At 46.2% G+C, this 17,707-nt stretch carries 12 protein-coding genes and 1 tRNA gene; 8 read left to right on the forward strand and 5 right to left on the reverse strand.

Annotated features, from left to right (window positions below):
- Positions 1 to 8: 8 nt before the first annotated feature.
- The gene (locus Q366_RS00290; RefSeq protein ID WP_035235277.1) at positions 9 to 1,835 is read right to left on the reverse strand and encodes a sensor histidine kinase; all 1,827 of its coding nucleotides are present in this window, start codon (positions 1,833 to 1,835) and stop codon (positions 9 to 11) included.
- Between the two features lie 270 nt (positions 1,836 to 2,105).
- Between Q366_RS00290 and Q366_RS00300 the strand changes: the two genes are divergently transcribed.
- Positions 2,106 to 3,089, forward strand: a complete 984-nt coding sequence (locus tag Q366_RS00300) for a calcium/sodium antiporter (protein ID WP_084691639.1) — start codon at positions 2,106 to 2,108, stop codon at positions 3,087 to 3,089.
- Positions 3,090 to 3,106: 17 nt separating this feature from the next.
- Here Q366_RS00300 and Q366_RS00305 read toward each other — a convergent pair whose 3' ends face one another.
- The 3 genes from Q366_RS00305 to Q366_RS00315 are packed head-to-tail and all read right to left on the reverse strand — an operon-like array spanning position 3,107 to position 6,598.
- Entirely contained in the window at positions 3,107 to 4,432 is a 1,326-nt protein-coding gene (locus Q366_RS00305; RefSeq protein ID WP_035235281.1) for a sigma-54-dependent transcriptional regulator, read from the reverse strand.
- Positions 4,425 to 5,945: a HAMP domain-containing sensor histidine kinase gene (locus Q366_RS00310; protein ID WP_169742911.1), complete on the reverse strand. Its 1,521-nt coding sequence runs from the start codon at positions 5,943 to 5,945 to the stop codon at positions 4,425 to 4,427. The genes Q366_RS00305 and Q366_RS00310 overlap by 8 nt, the downstream gene beginning before the upstream one ends.
- Positions 5,946 to 6,004: 59 nt before the next feature.
- On the reverse strand, positions 6,005 to 6,598 hold the full coding sequence (locus Q366_RS00315; RefSeq protein ID WP_035235285.1) for a DUF4158 domain-containing protein: 594 nt from the start codon (positions 6,596 to 6,598) through the stop codon (positions 6,005 to 6,007).
- A 307-nt stretch (positions 6,599 to 6,905) separates the two neighbouring features.
- Here Q366_RS00315 and Q366_RS19930 point away from each other — a divergent pair, with 307 nt between their 5' ends.
- The 4 genes from Q366_RS19930 (at position 6,906) to Q366_RS21680 (ending at position 13,733) form a co-directional block, all read left to right on the forward strand.
- Positions 6,906 to 11,339, forward strand: a complete 4,434-nt coding sequence (locus Q366_RS19930; protein WP_169742912.1) for a response regulator — start codon at positions 6,906 to 6,908, stop codon at positions 11,337 to 11,339.
- A gap of 162 nt (positions 11,340 to 11,501) precedes the next feature.
- Positions 11,502 to 11,966: a GNAT family N-acetyltransferase gene (locus Q366_RS00325; protein WP_035235287.1), complete on the forward strand. Its 465-nt coding sequence runs from the start codon at positions 11,502 to 11,504 to the stop codon at positions 11,964 to 11,966.
- Positions 11,967 to 12,213: 247 nt separating this feature from the next.
- Complete coding sequence (locus tag Q366_RS00330; protein ID WP_035235289.1) at positions 12,214 to 13,371, forward strand: class-III pyridoxal-phosphate-dependent aminotransferase; 1,158 nt, start codon at positions 12,214 to 12,216, stop codon at positions 13,369 to 13,371.
- Between the two features lie 8 nt (positions 13,372 to 13,379).
- Entirely contained in the window at positions 13,380 to 13,733 is a 354-nt protein-coding gene (locus tag Q366_RS21680) for a hypothetical protein (RefSeq protein WP_211251848.1), read from the forward strand.
- 248 nt (positions 13,734 to 13,981) lie between these two features.
- On the opposite strand, the gene Q366_RS00335 is transcribed toward Q366_RS21680, so the two are convergent.
- Positions 13,982 to 14,058 (reverse strand) — tRNA-Pro (locus Q366_RS00335).
- A 295-nt stretch (positions 14,059 to 14,353) separates the two neighbouring features.
- Between Q366_RS00335 and tig the strand changes: the two genes are divergently transcribed.
- From tig to clpX, 3 genes are all read left to right on the forward strand, one after another.
- Positions 14,354 to 15,703 carry a trigger factor gene (gene tig / locus Q366_RS00340; RefSeq protein WP_035235291.1) on the forward strand — a complete coding sequence of 450 codons (1,350 nt, stop codon included), beginning with the start codon at positions 14,354 to 14,356 and terminating at the stop codon, positions 15,701 to 15,703.
- Positions 15,704 to 15,802: 99 nt separating this feature from the next.
- Positions 15,803 to 16,429, forward strand: a complete 627-nt coding sequence (gene clpP, locus Q366_RS00345; protein ID WP_035235293.1) for an ATP-dependent Clp endopeptidase proteolytic subunit ClpP — start codon at positions 15,803 to 15,805, stop codon at positions 16,427 to 16,429.
- Positions 16,430 to 16,432: 3 nt separating this feature from the next.
- Positions 16,433 to 17,692, forward strand: coding sequence for an ATP-dependent Clp protease ATP-binding subunit ClpX (gene clpX / locus Q366_RS00350; protein WP_035235295.1), 1,260 nt, complete (start codon positions 16,433 to 16,435; stop codon positions 17,690 to 17,692).
- Positions 17,693 to 17,707: the final 15 nt, after the last annotated feature.

Here is a 17,707-nt window from a genome sequence, read left to right on the forward strand (position 1 = left end):
GCATCCTCCTATTGATTTATGGGCAAAGTAAAGGTGAACGTGCTTCCTGTATCCGGGGACGAATCCACCCAAATCGTACCGGCATGGGCTCTTACAATCTCCTTGCAGATGGCAAGCCCCAGACCGGTGCCTCCTGCTTCCCGGCCTCTAACCTGAACAAATTTCTGAAATATTTTCGATTGATAGGGCTGGGGGATTCCCGGCCCATTGTCCTGAACAGACAGGTGGACATTCGGCCCGATTCTCTGGGCCCGAAGCGCGATGCGCCCGCCCCTGCCCACATAACGGAGGGCGTTGGAAACCAGATTGGTCAGGACCCAGGTGATTTTGTTTGCGTCCGCCCGGACCCTGGGCAGTTCACCGGGAATCTCCGACACCAGGTCAACCGCCTGCATATCCAGCTGGCCTTTAAAAACCGTCCAGACATGTTCAAAAAGGGTCACGACCCGGACGCTGTCATATTCCATTTCGATCCGGCCGGCTTCGATCTTTGAAAGATCCAGCAGATCATTGACAAGGGCTTTCATGCGGAGGACCTCCTCATGGGCGGCCCGAAGGAGATCATGGTCCTTTTCCTTCAGCGCACCGTCAGCGTGTTCCAGCAGAAGATCTACACTCATTCCCAGGCTGGTGAGAGGGGTGCGCAGCTCATGGGATGCGGCCATGACAAATTCGCTTTTGAGTTGTTCAACCTCCTTGAGCCGGGTTATATCCCGGAGCAGAAGCACGATTCCCGAAAGACGGCGGTCCTTGCCCAGGATAGCGGTAACCGAAAACAGGCAGTGCCGAGTTCGGTTACCCGCAGTCAGGACAACCATCCGTTCATCCTCCGGAATACTCGGATGAGAGCCGGTTTCGATCGTTTCCCGGATCAGGTCGCATAGATTTGAATCGGGCAGGATATCCGTGCACTGCAGCAAGACCGTCTCCGCCAGGGTCATCCCCAACATTTCCCTTGCGGCAGGGTTGATACTGGTGATGTTCAGCTTGATGTCAAACACCACCAATCCGTCCTCAATACTTGAGAGTATGGCCTCTCCCTTGTTTTTTTCAGAGATGATCTGCTCGATATTCATCTCATGATACCGGAGAAGCTTTGTCGCCATCTCGTTGAACTCCCTGGCCAGGCTTCCCAGTTCGTCGTCGGTTTCCACAGGCACCTGTACGGCGTAGTCCCCAGCCGAGATCTTTCTTGAGGCCGCCATGAAGCCCCGGATCGGCCGTACCACTCTTTCCGCGAGAAAAAGGCTGAAGATCAGGGCCACAACCAATGCGGCACCCGCCACAAATGATGTGGACCAGATCGCCCGGTTGGCCACAACACCGACCTTTACACTGGCGGCATACATGGTGTCCTCATTGAGCCGGCGCAGGTCGATACAGGCGTCCCTCACCTTTGTGAACAGGGGATAAACGAATTTCCGGTATGAGGCGGACACGGAGGAGGGCCGGACCTTTAAATCGGTCCATTGGGAAAACCCGTACCGGTACGCCCGGTATCCAGCCTCAATTTCACGAACCAAGTCCGCCTCCCCCGTGATGGTAATGTTATCCTTGGCCCGGACCAGCCATTGCAGAAACAAGGCTTCATTCTCCCTGAACTGTGAGATCCCTGTCTCCGACTCTCCAAGATAGATCAGAAGAATGCCGCTATCCTGACGTTCCAGGGCATCCACCATGTTTTCCGCAGCCAGGATGCTTCTGTAATTCTCATTCAGGATCGCATCCGAAGCTTTGCCCAGGGAGACGAGGTTGGCAACCGACCATACGAACACAAGTCCCATGAGGGCAAAGGCCACACCGTAGCCGGTCAGAATTTTCTTTTTTAATGTCATTATGATGTATCCCACCTGATTTTTTGATCAATCACCTCTATGTCGTCCCCATAACCATGGAACTGAGCAAAAAGAATGCCTTTGTATTTTTTGGGTTTATTTACAGCCGGTTGGCTCTTTTTCGACGTCAAGTTAAAATTGTTCAATTCAAAAACCTTGAATTTTGCAATAAAACCGTATTGCACTTTGCACGAGTTTTTAAGTCTGATATTTTGAGTGCCTAATTGAAAAACGTATTAATGCCTTAAAAAAACAAGGAATAAAACTTACATGGGAGATATAACCGTCGCACTACCGGCCCTGATATTCGGCTTGCTGCTGCTTGTATGGAGTGCAGACCGCTTTGTTGAAGGAGCCGCAGCAACAGCAAGACATTTTGGCGTGCCACCGTTGATTATTGGAATGGTGATTGTTGGTTTCGGCACATCTACCCCGGAAATGCTTGTTTCTGCACTGGCCGCATTGAAGAACAGCCCCGGTATCGCCATAGGAAATGCATACGGGTCGAACATTGCCAACATTGGATTAATTTTAGGGATTACCGCCCTGATCAATCCGATTATGTTTCGCTCCAACATATTGAGAAAAGAACTTCCCATTCTTACAATCATTACGGGCGTTTCCATTGTCCTTTTAATGGATCTTCGAATATCTTTGATTGATGGAATCATACTGTTGGTTCTTTTTATCGGTCTCCTTTCTTGGACACTCCAACAGGGAATCCATCAAAAAGCAGATCCCATGGGCATGGAAATGGAGCGGGAGTTGAAATCCGATCAAAGGCCTTTAGGCAAAGCTGTTTTATGGCTTTTTATCGGGCTGGTTCTTCTGATCATCAGTTCACGGATTCTGGTCTGGGGGGCTGTGCAAATTGCAATGTTTTTAGGCGTCAGTGATATGATCATCGGCCTTACCGTTGTTGCCCTGGGCACTTCTCTTCCTGAACTTGCATCCTCGATCCTTTCTGTAAAAAAAGGAGAGCACGATATTGCCCTTGGCAATGTTTTAGGGTCCAATCTGTTCAATACATTAGCGGTTGTCGGAATCGCCGGTGTCATTCATCCCTTTGAAATCCCTGCCGAAGCCCTTGTCAGGGATACGGTGGTGATGACGGGATTAACCCTATCCCTTTTCATTATCGGGTTTGGTTTCAGGGGAAGGCCCGGCCGGATAAACAGGATAGAGGGGCTTATGCTGTTATTGGTTTACATTGTTTATACCATCTACCTGGCACGTCTGACACTGAAGGCATAAGAATAAACTTTTTTGAATCAGTCAAGCTGGTATTTTTTTCTTTTTCTCCACAACGTTGCAGGATCAATCCCCAATATTTTTGCGGCTTCGTCAAGGGATACCGTGTTCAGAATGACGTTCCGGATATGCTGTTTTTCAATTTCAGCCAGACATTCCAATTTTTCATGCGTAGCCTGGTCCGGATTATAGTTTAATATACCGGGGGATAGATCTTTTTCTGTGAGCACCTTACCACCGGCTGAAATTACGGCCCGCTCAATGATATTGGAAAGCTCTCTGACATTACCCGGCCAGGGGTAAGCCTGAAATCGTTCAAGTGCAGCCTGGTTCATACTTCGGATCGTTTTCCCGTTTACCCGTGAGGATTTTTTTAATAACATTTCGGACAGCAGCTTTATGTCCTCCGGGCGGTCCCTGAGCGGGGGCAGAAAAAGCTCCATCACATTGAGACGGAAGTAAAGGTCCTTTCTGAAGGCACCATCCTCGACCAGGGCTTCCAGGTCTCTGTTGGTTGCTGCAATGATACGAACATCCACAGATCTTGCCTCCGGATCTCCAATACATTCATACGCATGCTCCTGAATAAAACGGAGCAGTTTCCCCTGAATCGATTTCGGGATTTCAGACACCTCGTCAAGAAAAACTGTTCCCCCGTCCGCTATCTTGAGTTTGCCAAGCTTATTCTTGACCGCCCCGGTAAAGGCTCCCTTAACATGGCCGAAAAGATCACTCTCCAACAGATTTTCCTGAAAGGCGGCACAGTCCACCACGACAAAGGGTTTTTCCGATCGGGGGCTCCAGTCATGAATAAGCCTGGCCAGAAGGCTTTTACCGGTTCCGCTCTCACCGCCGATGAGTATGGTGGCATCAGAGTCCGAAGCCTGCCTTGCTGTTTTAAGAATTTTCAGAAGCCTTGGATTGCGGGTTATAAAACCGCCTTCGGAGAAGATGCCCTTGAGGGACGCAATTTCGTTTTCCATTTGACTGAACCGCTTAATTTTTTCCAGCACAAGATCCAACTGCCCCGGTACAAAAGGCTTTGGTAGATAGTCAAAAGCCCCCATTTTTACTGCATTTACAGCAGTTTCTATACTGGCATATGCCGTAATCATCAGCACCTGAGTTTTGATTCCGCTTTCAATAATTTCCTGGAGAACATCCAGGCCGCTTTTGTCAGGCAGTTTCAGATCCAGCAGGATTAAATCAGGAAGCCGGCTCTTAGCACACGCAAGCCCTTTTTCTGCGGTTTCTGCGCTGAAGACCTCAAAGTTATTCTCTTCAAAATAAATCTCCAGTGTCGTCACAATATTGGAATCGTCGTCAATGATCAGGACTTTATTCATCTGTATTCTCCTTGATGCTACCGGGTATCCAGAATGTAAAGCTCGTTCCTTCACCCACTCGGCTTTTTACCTTGATATCTCCGCCGTGCTGGTCAATGATATCTTTTACAATGGCCAGTCCCAGACCGACAGTGCCGCTTTTCCCCCGTTCTGAAAATTGGGTGAAGCGGTCAAAAATATGTGGAATATATTCAGGCTTTATTCCTTCTCCCGTATCGGAACATTGGAAATAGCATCGTTGCCCCTGCCGGTAGGCCTTGAAAAGTACAACTCCTCCTTTTGAGGTATACCTCAGCGCATTTCCAATCAAGTTTGTTATGACCCAGGGAAATCGAAAGGAGTCAATGGTGACGTCAGGCAAATTATCCGGAATATCCAAATGAATTGAAAGCCCTTTTCTCTCAGCCTGTTTTATCAAGGGGGTGACAGACTCGGTGATCACCATCTTAATATCCAGGGTCTCTTTAGGGCGAGGCTGGGACATGGTTTCGAGGCGGGAAACATCCACCAGCTCATTAATCAGAGAAGCCAGTCTCGAACAATCGTCAATAGCCGTATCATAGAGCTTTTTTTGTTTTTCCGGGATTAACTTTTCCCCTCGGCTCTGCAGCAGACCCAGGCTCATGCTTAATGATGTCATAGGCGTTTTCAACTGATGGGAGATATCGGCAATGAATTTGCCTTTTGCCTCCTCGCTCTGTCGCACCTTCTCTTTTTCTGCAGCAATAATATTATCCCGGTGATTGTCATAGTGTGAAATCCGTTTGAAAAGTTGATTGAACGCTCCGGCAAGAACCCCGATTTCATCATTGGTTTTTACAGGCATATTGGGATAATCGCCACTTCCTTCTTTAATTGTGGACAGTTGATCGGCCAATTTAATAATAGGCATTGCGATTCTGTGTGAAAAAAAATAATTTAAACTCAACAGGGTTACAATAACAATCCCGAAGAACACCACGGCATTTCTCTGGGCCTGCCCTGCAAGGGTCCGGGTCTCTATTTCGGCCCGCTCCATAGCCTGCTCATTAACCGAGACAAGCTCATCAATCGTCAGAATCATCTCTGCCGTAATGGCAAATATGTCGAAAATTTCCTGCTCCCATACTTTTGATCTTCTTTTGTCCAAGAGAGAAACTGCTTTTTTATATTGAGAATAACTTTGGAGCAGTTGTTCAATGAGTTCAAGTTCACCCTTTTCCGTGATGTTGTCTCTACAGATATCAAGCGCATCAGAAATTTTTTTTACAAGCTCCGGAGGGATATCCGCTAAACGCGCTTCTCTGTTAACCGGGGCAAGAAAAAGATTTCGTATCTCTTCCAATAATTTTCTGCTCTCCTGGGCTGCCTTAATGCTTTTGTAGTTTTTGGACAGGATTTGTTCTGCGCTTTCTCCCAGGATTGTTAGATATTGATGATTAAGAAATGCGGCTGCGATCAGCGCAATCGTTGGCAGAAGGCTTACCAGAAAAATTTTGAATCTTATTGATCGCCTTGGGATATGTGATATCATTCCGTTACATTTAAATTTCATGTTGACCATTCTATTTCTGCCTTATCTTAGTATCATTGTTATGCTGTTGCATACTCAATCGGCAACCTCAGATCCATATCCAACTCAAAAATTCCGTAAGGGTTTATATGGTTATAGATTAATAGGGATCGAATTATTTTTCCAAAGAGCCTGTTTTCATGCTGGTTGACCGCTGCCCGGGCAAGTCGATTCAGAACAGCATCGATAAGGCTTTCTGTCTGGTGGTTTTTGAACCAATTATATGCCAGATTTATTGCTTCAGGAATTGTCTGTCCCTGGGGATAAATTTCGTTTACAAGCCATTTAGAAAAAGACTCTTTAACTGGTTCCGAGAGCCGATTAATTCCAAGAAATGATAAAATTTCGGTTCGGTGACGTTTTCCTGATCGACCATCCCAATCATAATCATCAATATCTGTCACCGGCACTTCAAGTTGTTCTGATAAGTAGAGGAGTGATGTCTCTGCAATTTCGCTGTGACTTTTTATGAATCTACCAGAATATTGGTAATATTTGAGTTGAATCGTAAAACCAAGATGATTTCGAGGTGGTTTCGTTTTCAGTAATTGACGTTCGTCATAAGTTAAACCCCAGATATTCACCAATTCATCTGTATCCCAGACTCTTTTCATGTCAGCCCTCCATCGAAATTGGAGATACAGAATACCAAGATATCTGCATTTGTCAAAAGATGGCACTTTATGCAGCTATGTGGTCATTGGGCCAACGCCGCAGGTGGGTGACTTTTAGTTCAAACATTATTTAATAAAATCAATCCGGTAAAACACAACCATGCACCATGATTCAGCTTTACTCAACGCGTTGATTCTGGTATTTTTGTCACAATAGATAAACCCTTTGTTGATCCAATTAAATCTTCTGTGAACAAATTAGTCCCCACCCAAAGAAAGGTAATGTCAGGATACGATAATGCGGCTTATGTACAAATTTATTTTCGTAATTTTTTTCCTGCTGTTATATAGTATTCCAGACCATTGCCATGCCCATGATAGCGATACCGGTGATTTTCTTAAATCGCTGACCCAGGAAGAGCTGCAATGGCTTAAAGCCCATCCGGTGATCAGACTCGGGATGGCGTCTGACCGTCCCCCCTTTGATTTTATCGATGGCCAGGGACAATCCCAGGGAATAATTGCCGACTATGTTGAATTGATCGCAAGCCGTCTTCAGGTGAGCTTTAAACGTATGGAAAAAGAAGACGGTTCCCGGCTTTCATGGGCACAAATACTAAAGGCGGCCGAAAACAGGCAAATAGATTGTGTGGCCGGCCTGGCAAAGACAAAGGAACGGGCAAGCTATCTTGCGTTCACCCGGCCCTATCTTGATTTGCCTTATGTTCTGGTGGTTGACCGGAATAATAACATATCCAAAAAAGTCTCCGATTTTAACGGCCAGAAAGTTGCTGTGGTGGATGCTTACTCCATCAGCAAACAACTGCGTATGCAATATCCGGAACTGATCTATGTTCCTGTGGAAAACCCGCTGGAGGGGCTGCAGGCCGTTGCCTTTGGCCGGGCTGCCGGCTACGTGGTGAATGCGGCCTATGCAAGTTACCATATAAAAAGATACAACTTAAACCAGCTGAAGATTGCGGCGGCTCTGGAAGGCTTAGAAACTCAGCTTCGTATGGGGGTGCGCAAGGACTGGCCAGTGCTTGCCGGTATCCTGGATCAAGCCGTTGCCTCTTTGACACCCCGGGAAACAACTGCCATCCGCAACCGATGGATCTCCCTTGATTATGAAAAGAAGATGGCCTGGCATAAAGTTCTGGAGGTGGCAATCCCTGCCGTCCTTATTTTCCTGGTCATCATTGGGGTGGTGTTAATCGTCAACAGGAGATTGAAAAAAGAGATTGTCAAACGCCAGCAGACTGAAAAACTATTATTAAAAAGCGAAGAACGCCTCCGCTTTGCCCTGAATGCAGCCAACGCCTATCATTGGCAGATCAACATGCAGTCCCGGAAAATTACGTATAGTTCATTACAGATTTTTGTTTCCGCAGGTTATTCAGAACAGGAGGCACCGCTGACCCTGGATCACTTTTTTTCTTTTGTTCACCCGGATGATATTGCATTGCTTGATGACGCATTTCAGCGATTTTTTTCAGGTGAAACAACCTTAAAAAGAGATTACCGGCTGCGCCGTAAACAATCCGGATGGATATGGATCCATTCCGCAGGACAGGTCGTGGAATGGGATGCCCAGAATCAGGTATCCGAAATCGCAGGCCTGACCATGGATATTACAGAACGGTACACTCTGCTTGAAAAAATTACCCGCTCCCAGGAGCAGCTGCGAATTATATCGGAGCATACCCACGACTGGCAATCCTGGCGGGATCTTGACGGCAAACTGGTCTGGGTGAATCAGGCCGTTGAAAGAGTAACAGGTTATACTGTGGCCGAGTGTATGGAGATGGATGACTATCCTTTTCAAATATACGATAAACGGGACTGGGATGCTTATAGAAATCTCACAGACGCGGCCCTTGAAGGGGGAGGCCGTCAGGAGGCACAGATCCGTGTCCGGCGCAAGGACGGCAGTCAGGTCTGGGTTTCCTGCGCCTATGAACCGGTCCTGGACAAAAACGGCTATATCATAGGGCTTGCGGGCGCGGCCAAGGATATTACAAAGCAAATAAAGGCGGAACAGGGGCTTCGCCTGTTATCCAAGGTTTTTGAAGACAGCTCGGATCCGATTCTGATCACGGATCTTTCCGGAAACATCATGGATCTGAATGAAGCCACCATTGAGGTTTACGGATATTCCAGGGAAGAGCTTCTGGGTAAATATATCGGGATCCTTGCCTCGGAAGAAGCTGAGATCAGGGGCAGCACCCTTTACCAGCGCTGTATCAAGGGAGAAGTATTAAAAAATATCGAGGGCAGCCGGACCCGAAAGGATGGGATCGTCCTTCCCCATCTGCTGACCTATTCCCTATTAAAGGACGACAAAGGCAAACATTTAGGCATCGCATCCATTGCCAAGGATATTACCTGGATCAAGGAGGCGGAAAAAGAACTTGAAACCTACCGGGATCACCTGGAAGACCTGGTAAAAGAGCGGACCCTTGAACTGGAAGAGGCAAGGCAGGTGGCCGAAGAAGCCACAAAGGCCAAAAGTGATTTTCTGGCCAACATGAGCCATGAAATCCGCACCCCGCTCAATGCCATCATCGGCTTTGCCCATCTGGCCCTTCAGACAGAGCCAGATTCACGCCAGTACGATTATCTCCATAAAATTCAAAACGGGTCCAAGGCGCTCATCGGCGTTATCAACGATATCCTTGATTTCAGCAAGATTGAGGCCGGTAAACTCAGCATGGAGTCCATTGAATTTTTTCTGGAAGATGTTCTGGATACCGTTACCAATCTTGTGGGGATCAAGGCCCAGGAAAAGGGCCTTGAGGTGATATATAACATTGATCCCAACATTCCCCGTAGTCTTATAGGGGATCCCATCCGGCTGGGCCAGATTCTTCTCAATCTGACCAATAATGCGGTAAAGTTTACAAAAAAAGGGGAGATTGTTTTGGGGTGTGCCTTGCTTGACGAAGATGCAGATGAGGCCCGGCTTGAGTTTTACGTCCAGGACACCGGCATCGGACTGACCCAAGCCGAGCAGGGCAAATTATTTCAGGCCTTTTCCCAGGCAGATTCCACCACCACCCGCAAATACGGGGGCACAGGCCTGGGCCTGTTTATCTGCAAATCCCTGGTGGAAATGATGAACGGCCATATCCGGGTGCAAAGCGAATATGGCCAGGGCAGCACCTTTATTTTCACCGTCCGTTTAAAGCGTATTGGCTCACAAACGATTGCATCCCGCTTTGCCGCCGCCGACATCCCAAAGAAAAAAGTCCTGGTGGTGGATGATAATCACATCTCCCGTACGGTGCTGGAAAAAATGCTTAAGGCCATGTCCTTCAAGGTGGTCCAGGCTGACAGTGCAGAGGCCGGTCTGGAGGTGCTGGTGATGGCCCGCAAACAGGGTGATCCCTTTGACCTGGTGCTCATGGACTGGCAGATGCCGGGAATGGATGGACTGCAAGCCTCTGAAAAGATAAAAACCGATTTGGGAGGCAAGATCCCTTCGGTTATCATGGTTTCGGCCTATGCCCGGGAGGAACTGATGCATAAAGCCAATCGCCTGGGACTTGACGGCTATCTGGTTAAACCGGTTTTTCCGTCTTTATTGTCCGATGCAATCATGACGGCACTGGGAGAAAAAATGCATCCACGCGCTTTTGCGCAGCATAAAGAGCCGTTTCCCAGCGTGGCGGAAATCCGGGGCGCAAAACTTCTGCTGGTCGAAGACAACGAGGTGAATCAGCAGGTGGCCAGGGGAATTCTGGAAAAAAATGGTTTTGTTGTGGATCTGGCAGAGAATGGCGTTGTGGCACTGGAGGCTGTGCAGAAAACAGAATATGACGCTGTGCTCATGGATATCAACATGCCGGAAATGGACGGTTACACCGCCAGCCGTGAAATCCGACAACTGCCGGGGTTTAAGGCCCTGCCCATTATCGCCATGACAGCCAATGCCATGGCTGGTGACAGGGAAAAAGCCCTGGCTGCGGGAATGAATGTTCATGTGGCCAAACCCATTGATGTCAAGGAGCTGCTCAATACGTTGAGAACATGGATAAAGCCTGCCAGAGAAAGATCTGGCCAGGGAAGGAAATCCCCGCCCAAGAAAGAAGTTGACAGTGGCGCATTATCTGAAAATTTGGGGCCTGTGCCGGGCATTAACATCCAGGAGGGGCTGGATCGCCTGGCCGGGGATACGCTTTTGTACCGGAATCTTTTAAAAAAATTTGCCGGGAATCAGGCAGATACGGCAGATAAAATTCACCAGGCCCTGATCGCCAAGGATATGGAAACCGCGAAAAGACTTGCCCATACTGTTAAAGGCGTTTCAGGCAATATCAGCGCAACCCTTGTTTTTGAATCAGCAACACGTCTGGACGATGCACTCAAAAACAAAGACATTCAGGCGGCCATGGCCCTGCTGCCTGATTTTTCTGCCTGTCTTTCAGAAGTTATTCAGGAAATCAATCGCCTTGAAACAGGTAAGGACGGACTAAAACAATCACAGGATGGCCCTGCCTCGGCCCCTGGTGCGCTCAAACTGCAGCTGATAACGCTTCAAAAAATGCTCGACGAGAACGATACCCAAGCCCTTCGCATGGTCAGACAGATCAGGAATCAGATTCCGGGAGATGTTAGGGACGGCCTGGTTGATCAGCTTACCCGGGAGATTTGCGAATACGATTTTGATAAAGCCCAGGATACCCTTCAAAATCTTTGCCGGGAAATGGGACTTGACCTGGAGTGTCTAAAAACGCCCTAAATGGGAAAATGGGCAAGTTATTTAAGACTCGTTCCTTAACTATTTTATTGTTTTATGTCATTCTAATGTTTCGAATGTTTTTCATGATTTTGCAGCGGACCGCAAAAAGCAGCGGACCCTGAACAGTGACGTTATGTGCGAACAGGAGATGTGAACATATAGATGATAACCATCAGACAGATTTCGGAAAAAGAAGTACCGATGAGTATGTTGCTTCATGCAGACCCATCAGAAAAATGTATTGATAAATATCTTCCCGGATCAAAATGCTTTGGCGCATTTGTTGAAAACGCTTTAGTTGGCGTGTGTGTAACAAACTTGAACGATGCTGATGCATGGGAAATATATAATATTGTTGTGATTCCGGAGAAACAGAAACAAGGGTTTGGGAAAAAACTTCTTGAGTTTGTAATCAATTATTTCGAAGAGATAGGTGCAAAGTCGCTTGAATTAGGTACTGGCACATTTGGTTACCAATTGTTGTTTTATCAACGATTTGGATTCAGAGTTGAAAGTATTCGGAAAAATTTCTTTGTTGATAATTATTTCGAACCTATTTATGAAGAAGGCATACAACTTAAAGACATGCTCAGATTAAGCCTAAAATTTAACTGGCCGGGCACATAACCTTTAGGATTGTATCGACCCAAATTACAAGTTTGAATCACATCTGATGGGGGCGATCTCAATCCTTTGTTCAAGGAGCTCGGCACCGGAGCCAAGTCCATTTTTTTGCCATAAGGGTTTTGCTTTGAATGATTCAGGAGGGAGATCCCACCGAAGCAGAACAAGGCAAATTAACACGGATGCAAATTTCACTGCGCGCCATTTTCACCGGTTATTTGCTACGTTAACCTCATTTAAAGGATTTCGAATGAACAACATCTTGCAATGCCATGAAATCGTTAAAACCGATTTTGTTAAGGCAGAGAACTGTTATCTATATGACAAAGAGGGTAAACAATATGTTGATTTTGAGTCAGGTATTTGGTGCACTGCTCTCGGACATTGCCATCCTCGAATCAATAAAACAATAGAAGCTCAAATTAAAAAAGTCGTTCATCTTGGCACGCGCTACCCTCACTTTACTGCCCAAGAAACCGCAAAAGACATTCTTGATATCGTTGGGATTGAAAATGGCAAATGTGTCTTTCTTAGTTCTGGCAGCGAGGCGGTTGAATTCGGCGTGCAAATAGCAAGACGCGTAACAGAAAAGCCATTGTTTCTGACATTCTCGAACTCCTATCTTGCGGCATACGGTTCTGCCGGGAAAAAGGACGCTGATGAATGGCAATTGTTTGATTGGAGTGCCTGTGAACATGATGGTCAATGTGATTGTTTAGATAAGATCCCATTTGAAAATATAGGCGGTTTTGTCTTTGAGCCTGGCGGAAGTGGATCTGGGTTTGTAAAATTCCCTCCCAAACAACTTGTAAAAGACATTACCCATAGAGTTAAACAACAGGGAGGTCTTCTCGTTGTCAATGAAATCACAACAGGTATCGGTCGCACAGGGAAATGGTTCGGTTTCCAGCATTATGACATCCAGCCGGATATCGTTGCTATTGGAAAAGGCATTGGAAATGGATACCCTGTCAGTGCGGTCGCGGTGAGGCGGGATATCGCTGAAAAGATAGAATGCAGTGGGTTTGGTTACGCTCAGTCCCATCAAAATGATCCTCTGGGCTGCTCGATCGCTAAAGAGGTAATCACTATTTTTAAGGATGAGGACCTAATTGAAAAAGGCAATACAATCGGAGCCTTTTTTCTTGATGGGTTGAAACGAATTGAAAGAAAATTTGATGTTGTAAAAGATACACGTGGAAGAGGTCTATTACTTGCGTTGGAGTTCTATCCACATGCCCAAATTACAGCAACCTGGGCTTATCATGCGCTCCTGGCAAAGGGTTTCTTGGTCGGGTATTATCCTAATGGAAATATTCTGCGATTCGATCCAGCATTGACGGTTGATAAAAAAGAGATCGAACGGTTGCTGGCGTGCATAGAATCAATCATAGAAGCTACGGGCTAACATGGCTAATGCAGCCGACGCAAAAAGCAGCGCGGCTGATTAGCCGCGTTAACTATTCTGGTTCACCAGGGCTTTTCTCCTGCAGTCGACTTCCCTTTTTCACCCGTGAACGGAGTCCAACAGATGCAGGTAAACATAAAAAATTTGAAGGAAGTGTCCGTTTTGTGAATCCCATAAGGTTATCAGAAGAGGTTTTGATGAAACAGAATCTTGCCAAGCAGCGTTATGAATGCAAAGACTGCGGAAAGCGTTTCGATGATCTTACCGGCACAATTTTTTCAGGACATCATCAATCTCTCTCAAAGTCTGGATACCAGGGACTTTGGTTTACATCGATGAATATGCAATCTATAATCGGCTGAACGATATCTTATGACCCCTCTCTTAGCTGACAACCCCAAAATTTCAACGAAAACGATTCAGAATATTTTAGGCCATTCAGAAGCCCGGACAACTGAAATATACCTCCATAAGCTGGATGGTGCCATAGAGAGTGCTATGGATTCCATATCCGGGAGATTTGCGCCAAAAATTGAAAAACCGCAACCAGAAACCGCAACCAGAAACGAAAAAAGCTTCCAGAAAAAACACTGAAAGCCTCTAATCATGCTGGTCGGGGCGAGAGGATTCGAACCTCCGACATCCTGCTCCCAAAGCAGGCGCGCTACCAGACTGCGCTACGCCCCGATTTTAAGATTAAGTTGGAGGAAGTATTTATCACTTGAAATAAAAAAAATCAATATCAATCTTGTCGCTCAGGCCTTCGCCATAATTTTGAAATGGATTAAGAGGTTACATGGCTCAGGCTTTGGCCCTATCTACAGGGTATGGCAATTTCCTTGACACTACCATGAAGACGGGGTATTTTAGTAGACTTTGTGTAAAGTGTTTGCAGTATGTATAAATCAGTTAAGGTATAATTATTATTTTTTGAAGGTGCGTTTAGAATAGCGCCAATAACAGGATATAACAGGACAAAATCATGCAGGTAAAAATCGAAGACCAGAGCAGTGTTAAAAAAGTGCTTTCTTTTGAAATTCCTAAGGAAACAATTTCCAAAGAGTTAAATAAAGCCTATGCCGATTTAAAGAAAAACGCAGATATCAAAGGCTTTAGAAAAGGAAAAATTCCCAGAAAAGTGCTTGAAAACCGGTTTGCCGCAGACGTTCATGCCGAGGTTGCCCCGCGCCTGATTCAGGAGGCTTTTATTGAGGCTGTTGAAAATCATAAGTTAGATATCGTGGGCGGACCCCAACTCGACCCCCCGGAGCTTAAGCCGGACGCTGACTATGCGTTTGAGATCACTGTGGAAGTTAAACCGGAACTGGATGATATTGATTTCCAGGGCATTGAAATTAAAAAGGTGCTCTATGAAGTAACCGATGCCGATATTGAAAGCCAGATATATATGCTGCAAAAGACCATGGCCACAAAGCAGAAGGTTGAAGAGGAACGTCCGGTAAAAGAAGGCGACTTTGTTCTGATTGATTATGAAGGCTTTTTAAATGGAGAAGCCTTTGAGCATACCCCTAAAGTTGAAAATTATTTAATAAATATTAACCAGAGTCCTTTACCCAAGGAGTTTTCCGAAAAACTTATCGGTGCCATTCCGGTTCAGGAGCTGGAAATTGAAGTGGTTTACGGTGATGATTTTCATGACGAGAATCTGAAAGGAAAAACCATTGTTTATAAAGTCACGCTCAAGGAGATCCAGGAAGAGATTCTGGCCGAAGCCAATGATGATCTTGTTAAAGGACTTGGAAAGTTTGAATCCCTTGATGAGGTAAAAACCTCTATTCGTGAAAATCTTGAAAAGGGTATTGTTCAGCGGGTTAAACACGAGATAAGTGAACAGATTTTCCAGGCCTTGCTCGAAAAAACAGATTTTGAAGTTCCCCAAGCCCTTGTTGAAGGCGAACTAAACGGCATTATTTCCGAGACGGAACAGGCCTATGCCCAGAATAACACCTCCCTTGAAGCAGTCGGCTTAACCCGGGAACTCATGCAGGAAAAATACAGAGATGTGGCTGAAAAACAAGCCCGCCGCCATCTGATTCTGGATAAAATGATTACCCAGGAAAAAATTGAACTCAGCGATGAAGAACTTGATGCAAGCTTTGAAGATATGGCCCAGGCCATGAGTGCGACAAAGGACGCCATCAAGAATTTCTTCAATTTGGATCCACGCCAGCTCGAATATTATAAACATACCCAGCTTGAAAAAAAGGCCATTGATCTTATAATAGAAAAAAGCAATGTAGTTGAAGTGGCGCCGGAAGATGCGCAAGCTGCAGTTGCACAACAAACTGAAGAAGAAAGTACACAAGCGTAAAAATAAATCCGTAAGCTTATTGAAACGGGTCTATTCCGAAACGCTTGGGCGGTAACAAGGTTAAAAACATATATTCAGATCATGACAAGGAGTTAAATTGTGCCTCTTATTCCAATGGTTGTTGAGCAGAGCAACAGGGGAGAACGTGCCTATGATATCTATTCTCGGCTCTTAAAAGACAGGATTATTTTCTTAGGATCACCCATTGACAATGAAGTTGCCAACCTCATTGTTGCACAGATGTTGTTTCTTGAATCCGAAGATCCTGAGAAAGATATCAATTTTTATATCAATTCTCCTGGTGGCGTTGTGACAGCAGGCATGGCCATTTATGATACCATTCAGTACATCAAGCCGGATGTGTCAACGGTGTGTATCGGCCAGGCAGCCAGTATGGGGGCGTTTCTTCTCGCTGCCGGAACATCCGGTAAACGGTTTACCCTGCCCAATGCCAGGATTATGATTCATCAGCCGCTGGGTGGTGCCCAGGGCCAGGCCACTGACATCAAGATTCAAGCCACTGAAATTTTAAGAATGAAAGATACTTTGAACGAAATTTTATCAAAGCATACGGGACAGGATATTGAAAAGGTTGCGGCTGATACGGAACGTGATTTTTTCATGTCCGGGGCGCAAGCGTTGGAATACGGTATCGTTGACCGTGTGGTCAGTGACAGAAGCCAATTGGAACAGACCTCTGAGCAGGAGGGGTCAAAGGAGTCATAAAATATGGCCAAAAAAGATGATACAAGCGATCAGTTTTTCTGTTCATTCTGCGGTAAAAACCAAAAGGAAGTAAAAAAACTGATCGCCGGGCCCAGCGTATATATCTGCAATGAATGCATTAAGCTGTGCGGTGAGATTATTGAAGATGAAGAAAAGGAACTGGCTGTCGAGCCCGAGATTGCCAAGGAGTTCATGGTGCCAAAGCAGATCAAGGCCCAGCTTGATTCATATATTATAGAACAGGACCGTGCAAAAAAGGTCTTGGCCGTGGCGGTTTATAACCATTATAAACGCCTGGCGTCACATCTGGCAAAAAGCGGTGATGAGGTGGAGATTCAGAAAAGCAATATTCTGATTATCGGACCCACCGGATGTGGAAAAACCCTTCTGGCCCAGACCCTTGCCCGGTTTCTGGATGTCCCTTTTGCCATTGCTGATGCCACGGCCCTGACCGAGGCTGGCTATGTTGGAGAAGATGTGGAGAATATTATTCTCTCCCTGGTTCAGAACGCTGATTACGACATTGAAAAGGCCCAGAAAGGTATTATCTACATTGATGAGATAGATAAAATTTCCCAGCGGGGGGATAACCCTTCAATTACCCGGGATGTCTCCGGGGAAGGGGTCCAGCAGGCCCTGCTCAAGATCATTGAAGGCACCATTGCTTCGGTACCACCCAAGGGGGGAAGAAAACATCCCCAGCAGGATTATGTAAAGGTGGATACCTCCAATATCCTGTTTATCTGCGGGGGAACCTTTACGGGGCTTGAAAAAGTTGTTGAGCGGCGTTTAACTCAGAAAATCATGGGATTTGGTGCCAAAATTGCCGATAAAAAAAATGTGAATATCGGCGAACTGCTGGAGCAGGTAAAGCCCGAAGATCTAATTAAATTCGGCCTGATCCCCGAGTTTTTAGGACGCCTGCCCATTATCACGTCCATAGGGGAACTTAATGAAACCTCTTTGGTTAAGATTCTGACCGAACCCAAGAACGCACTGGTTCGGCAGTATCAGGAACTTTTCCGCATGGAAGGGGTGAGCCTGCAGTTCACGGACGAGGCCCTTGAAGCCATGGGCAAGGAAGCTGTTGCCAGAAAATCCGGTGCCCGGGGGCTTCGCGCCATTATGGAGGAAACCATGATGGACATCATGTATGAACTGCCTTCCAAAAAAGATGTGGTTGAGTGTGTGGTGGGCGAAGAAGTGGTATTAAACAACGAAGATCCCATCTTGCTGTATGAACAGCCCAAAAAGCAGGCTTAAATAGAAATTTGCATC

The sequence above is a fragment of the Desulfobacter vibrioformis DSM 8776 genome (genome assembly GCF_000745975.1).
Lineage (GTDB): Bacteria > Desulfobacterota > Desulfobacteria > Desulfobacterales > Desulfobacteraceae > Desulfobacter > Desulfobacter vibrioformis.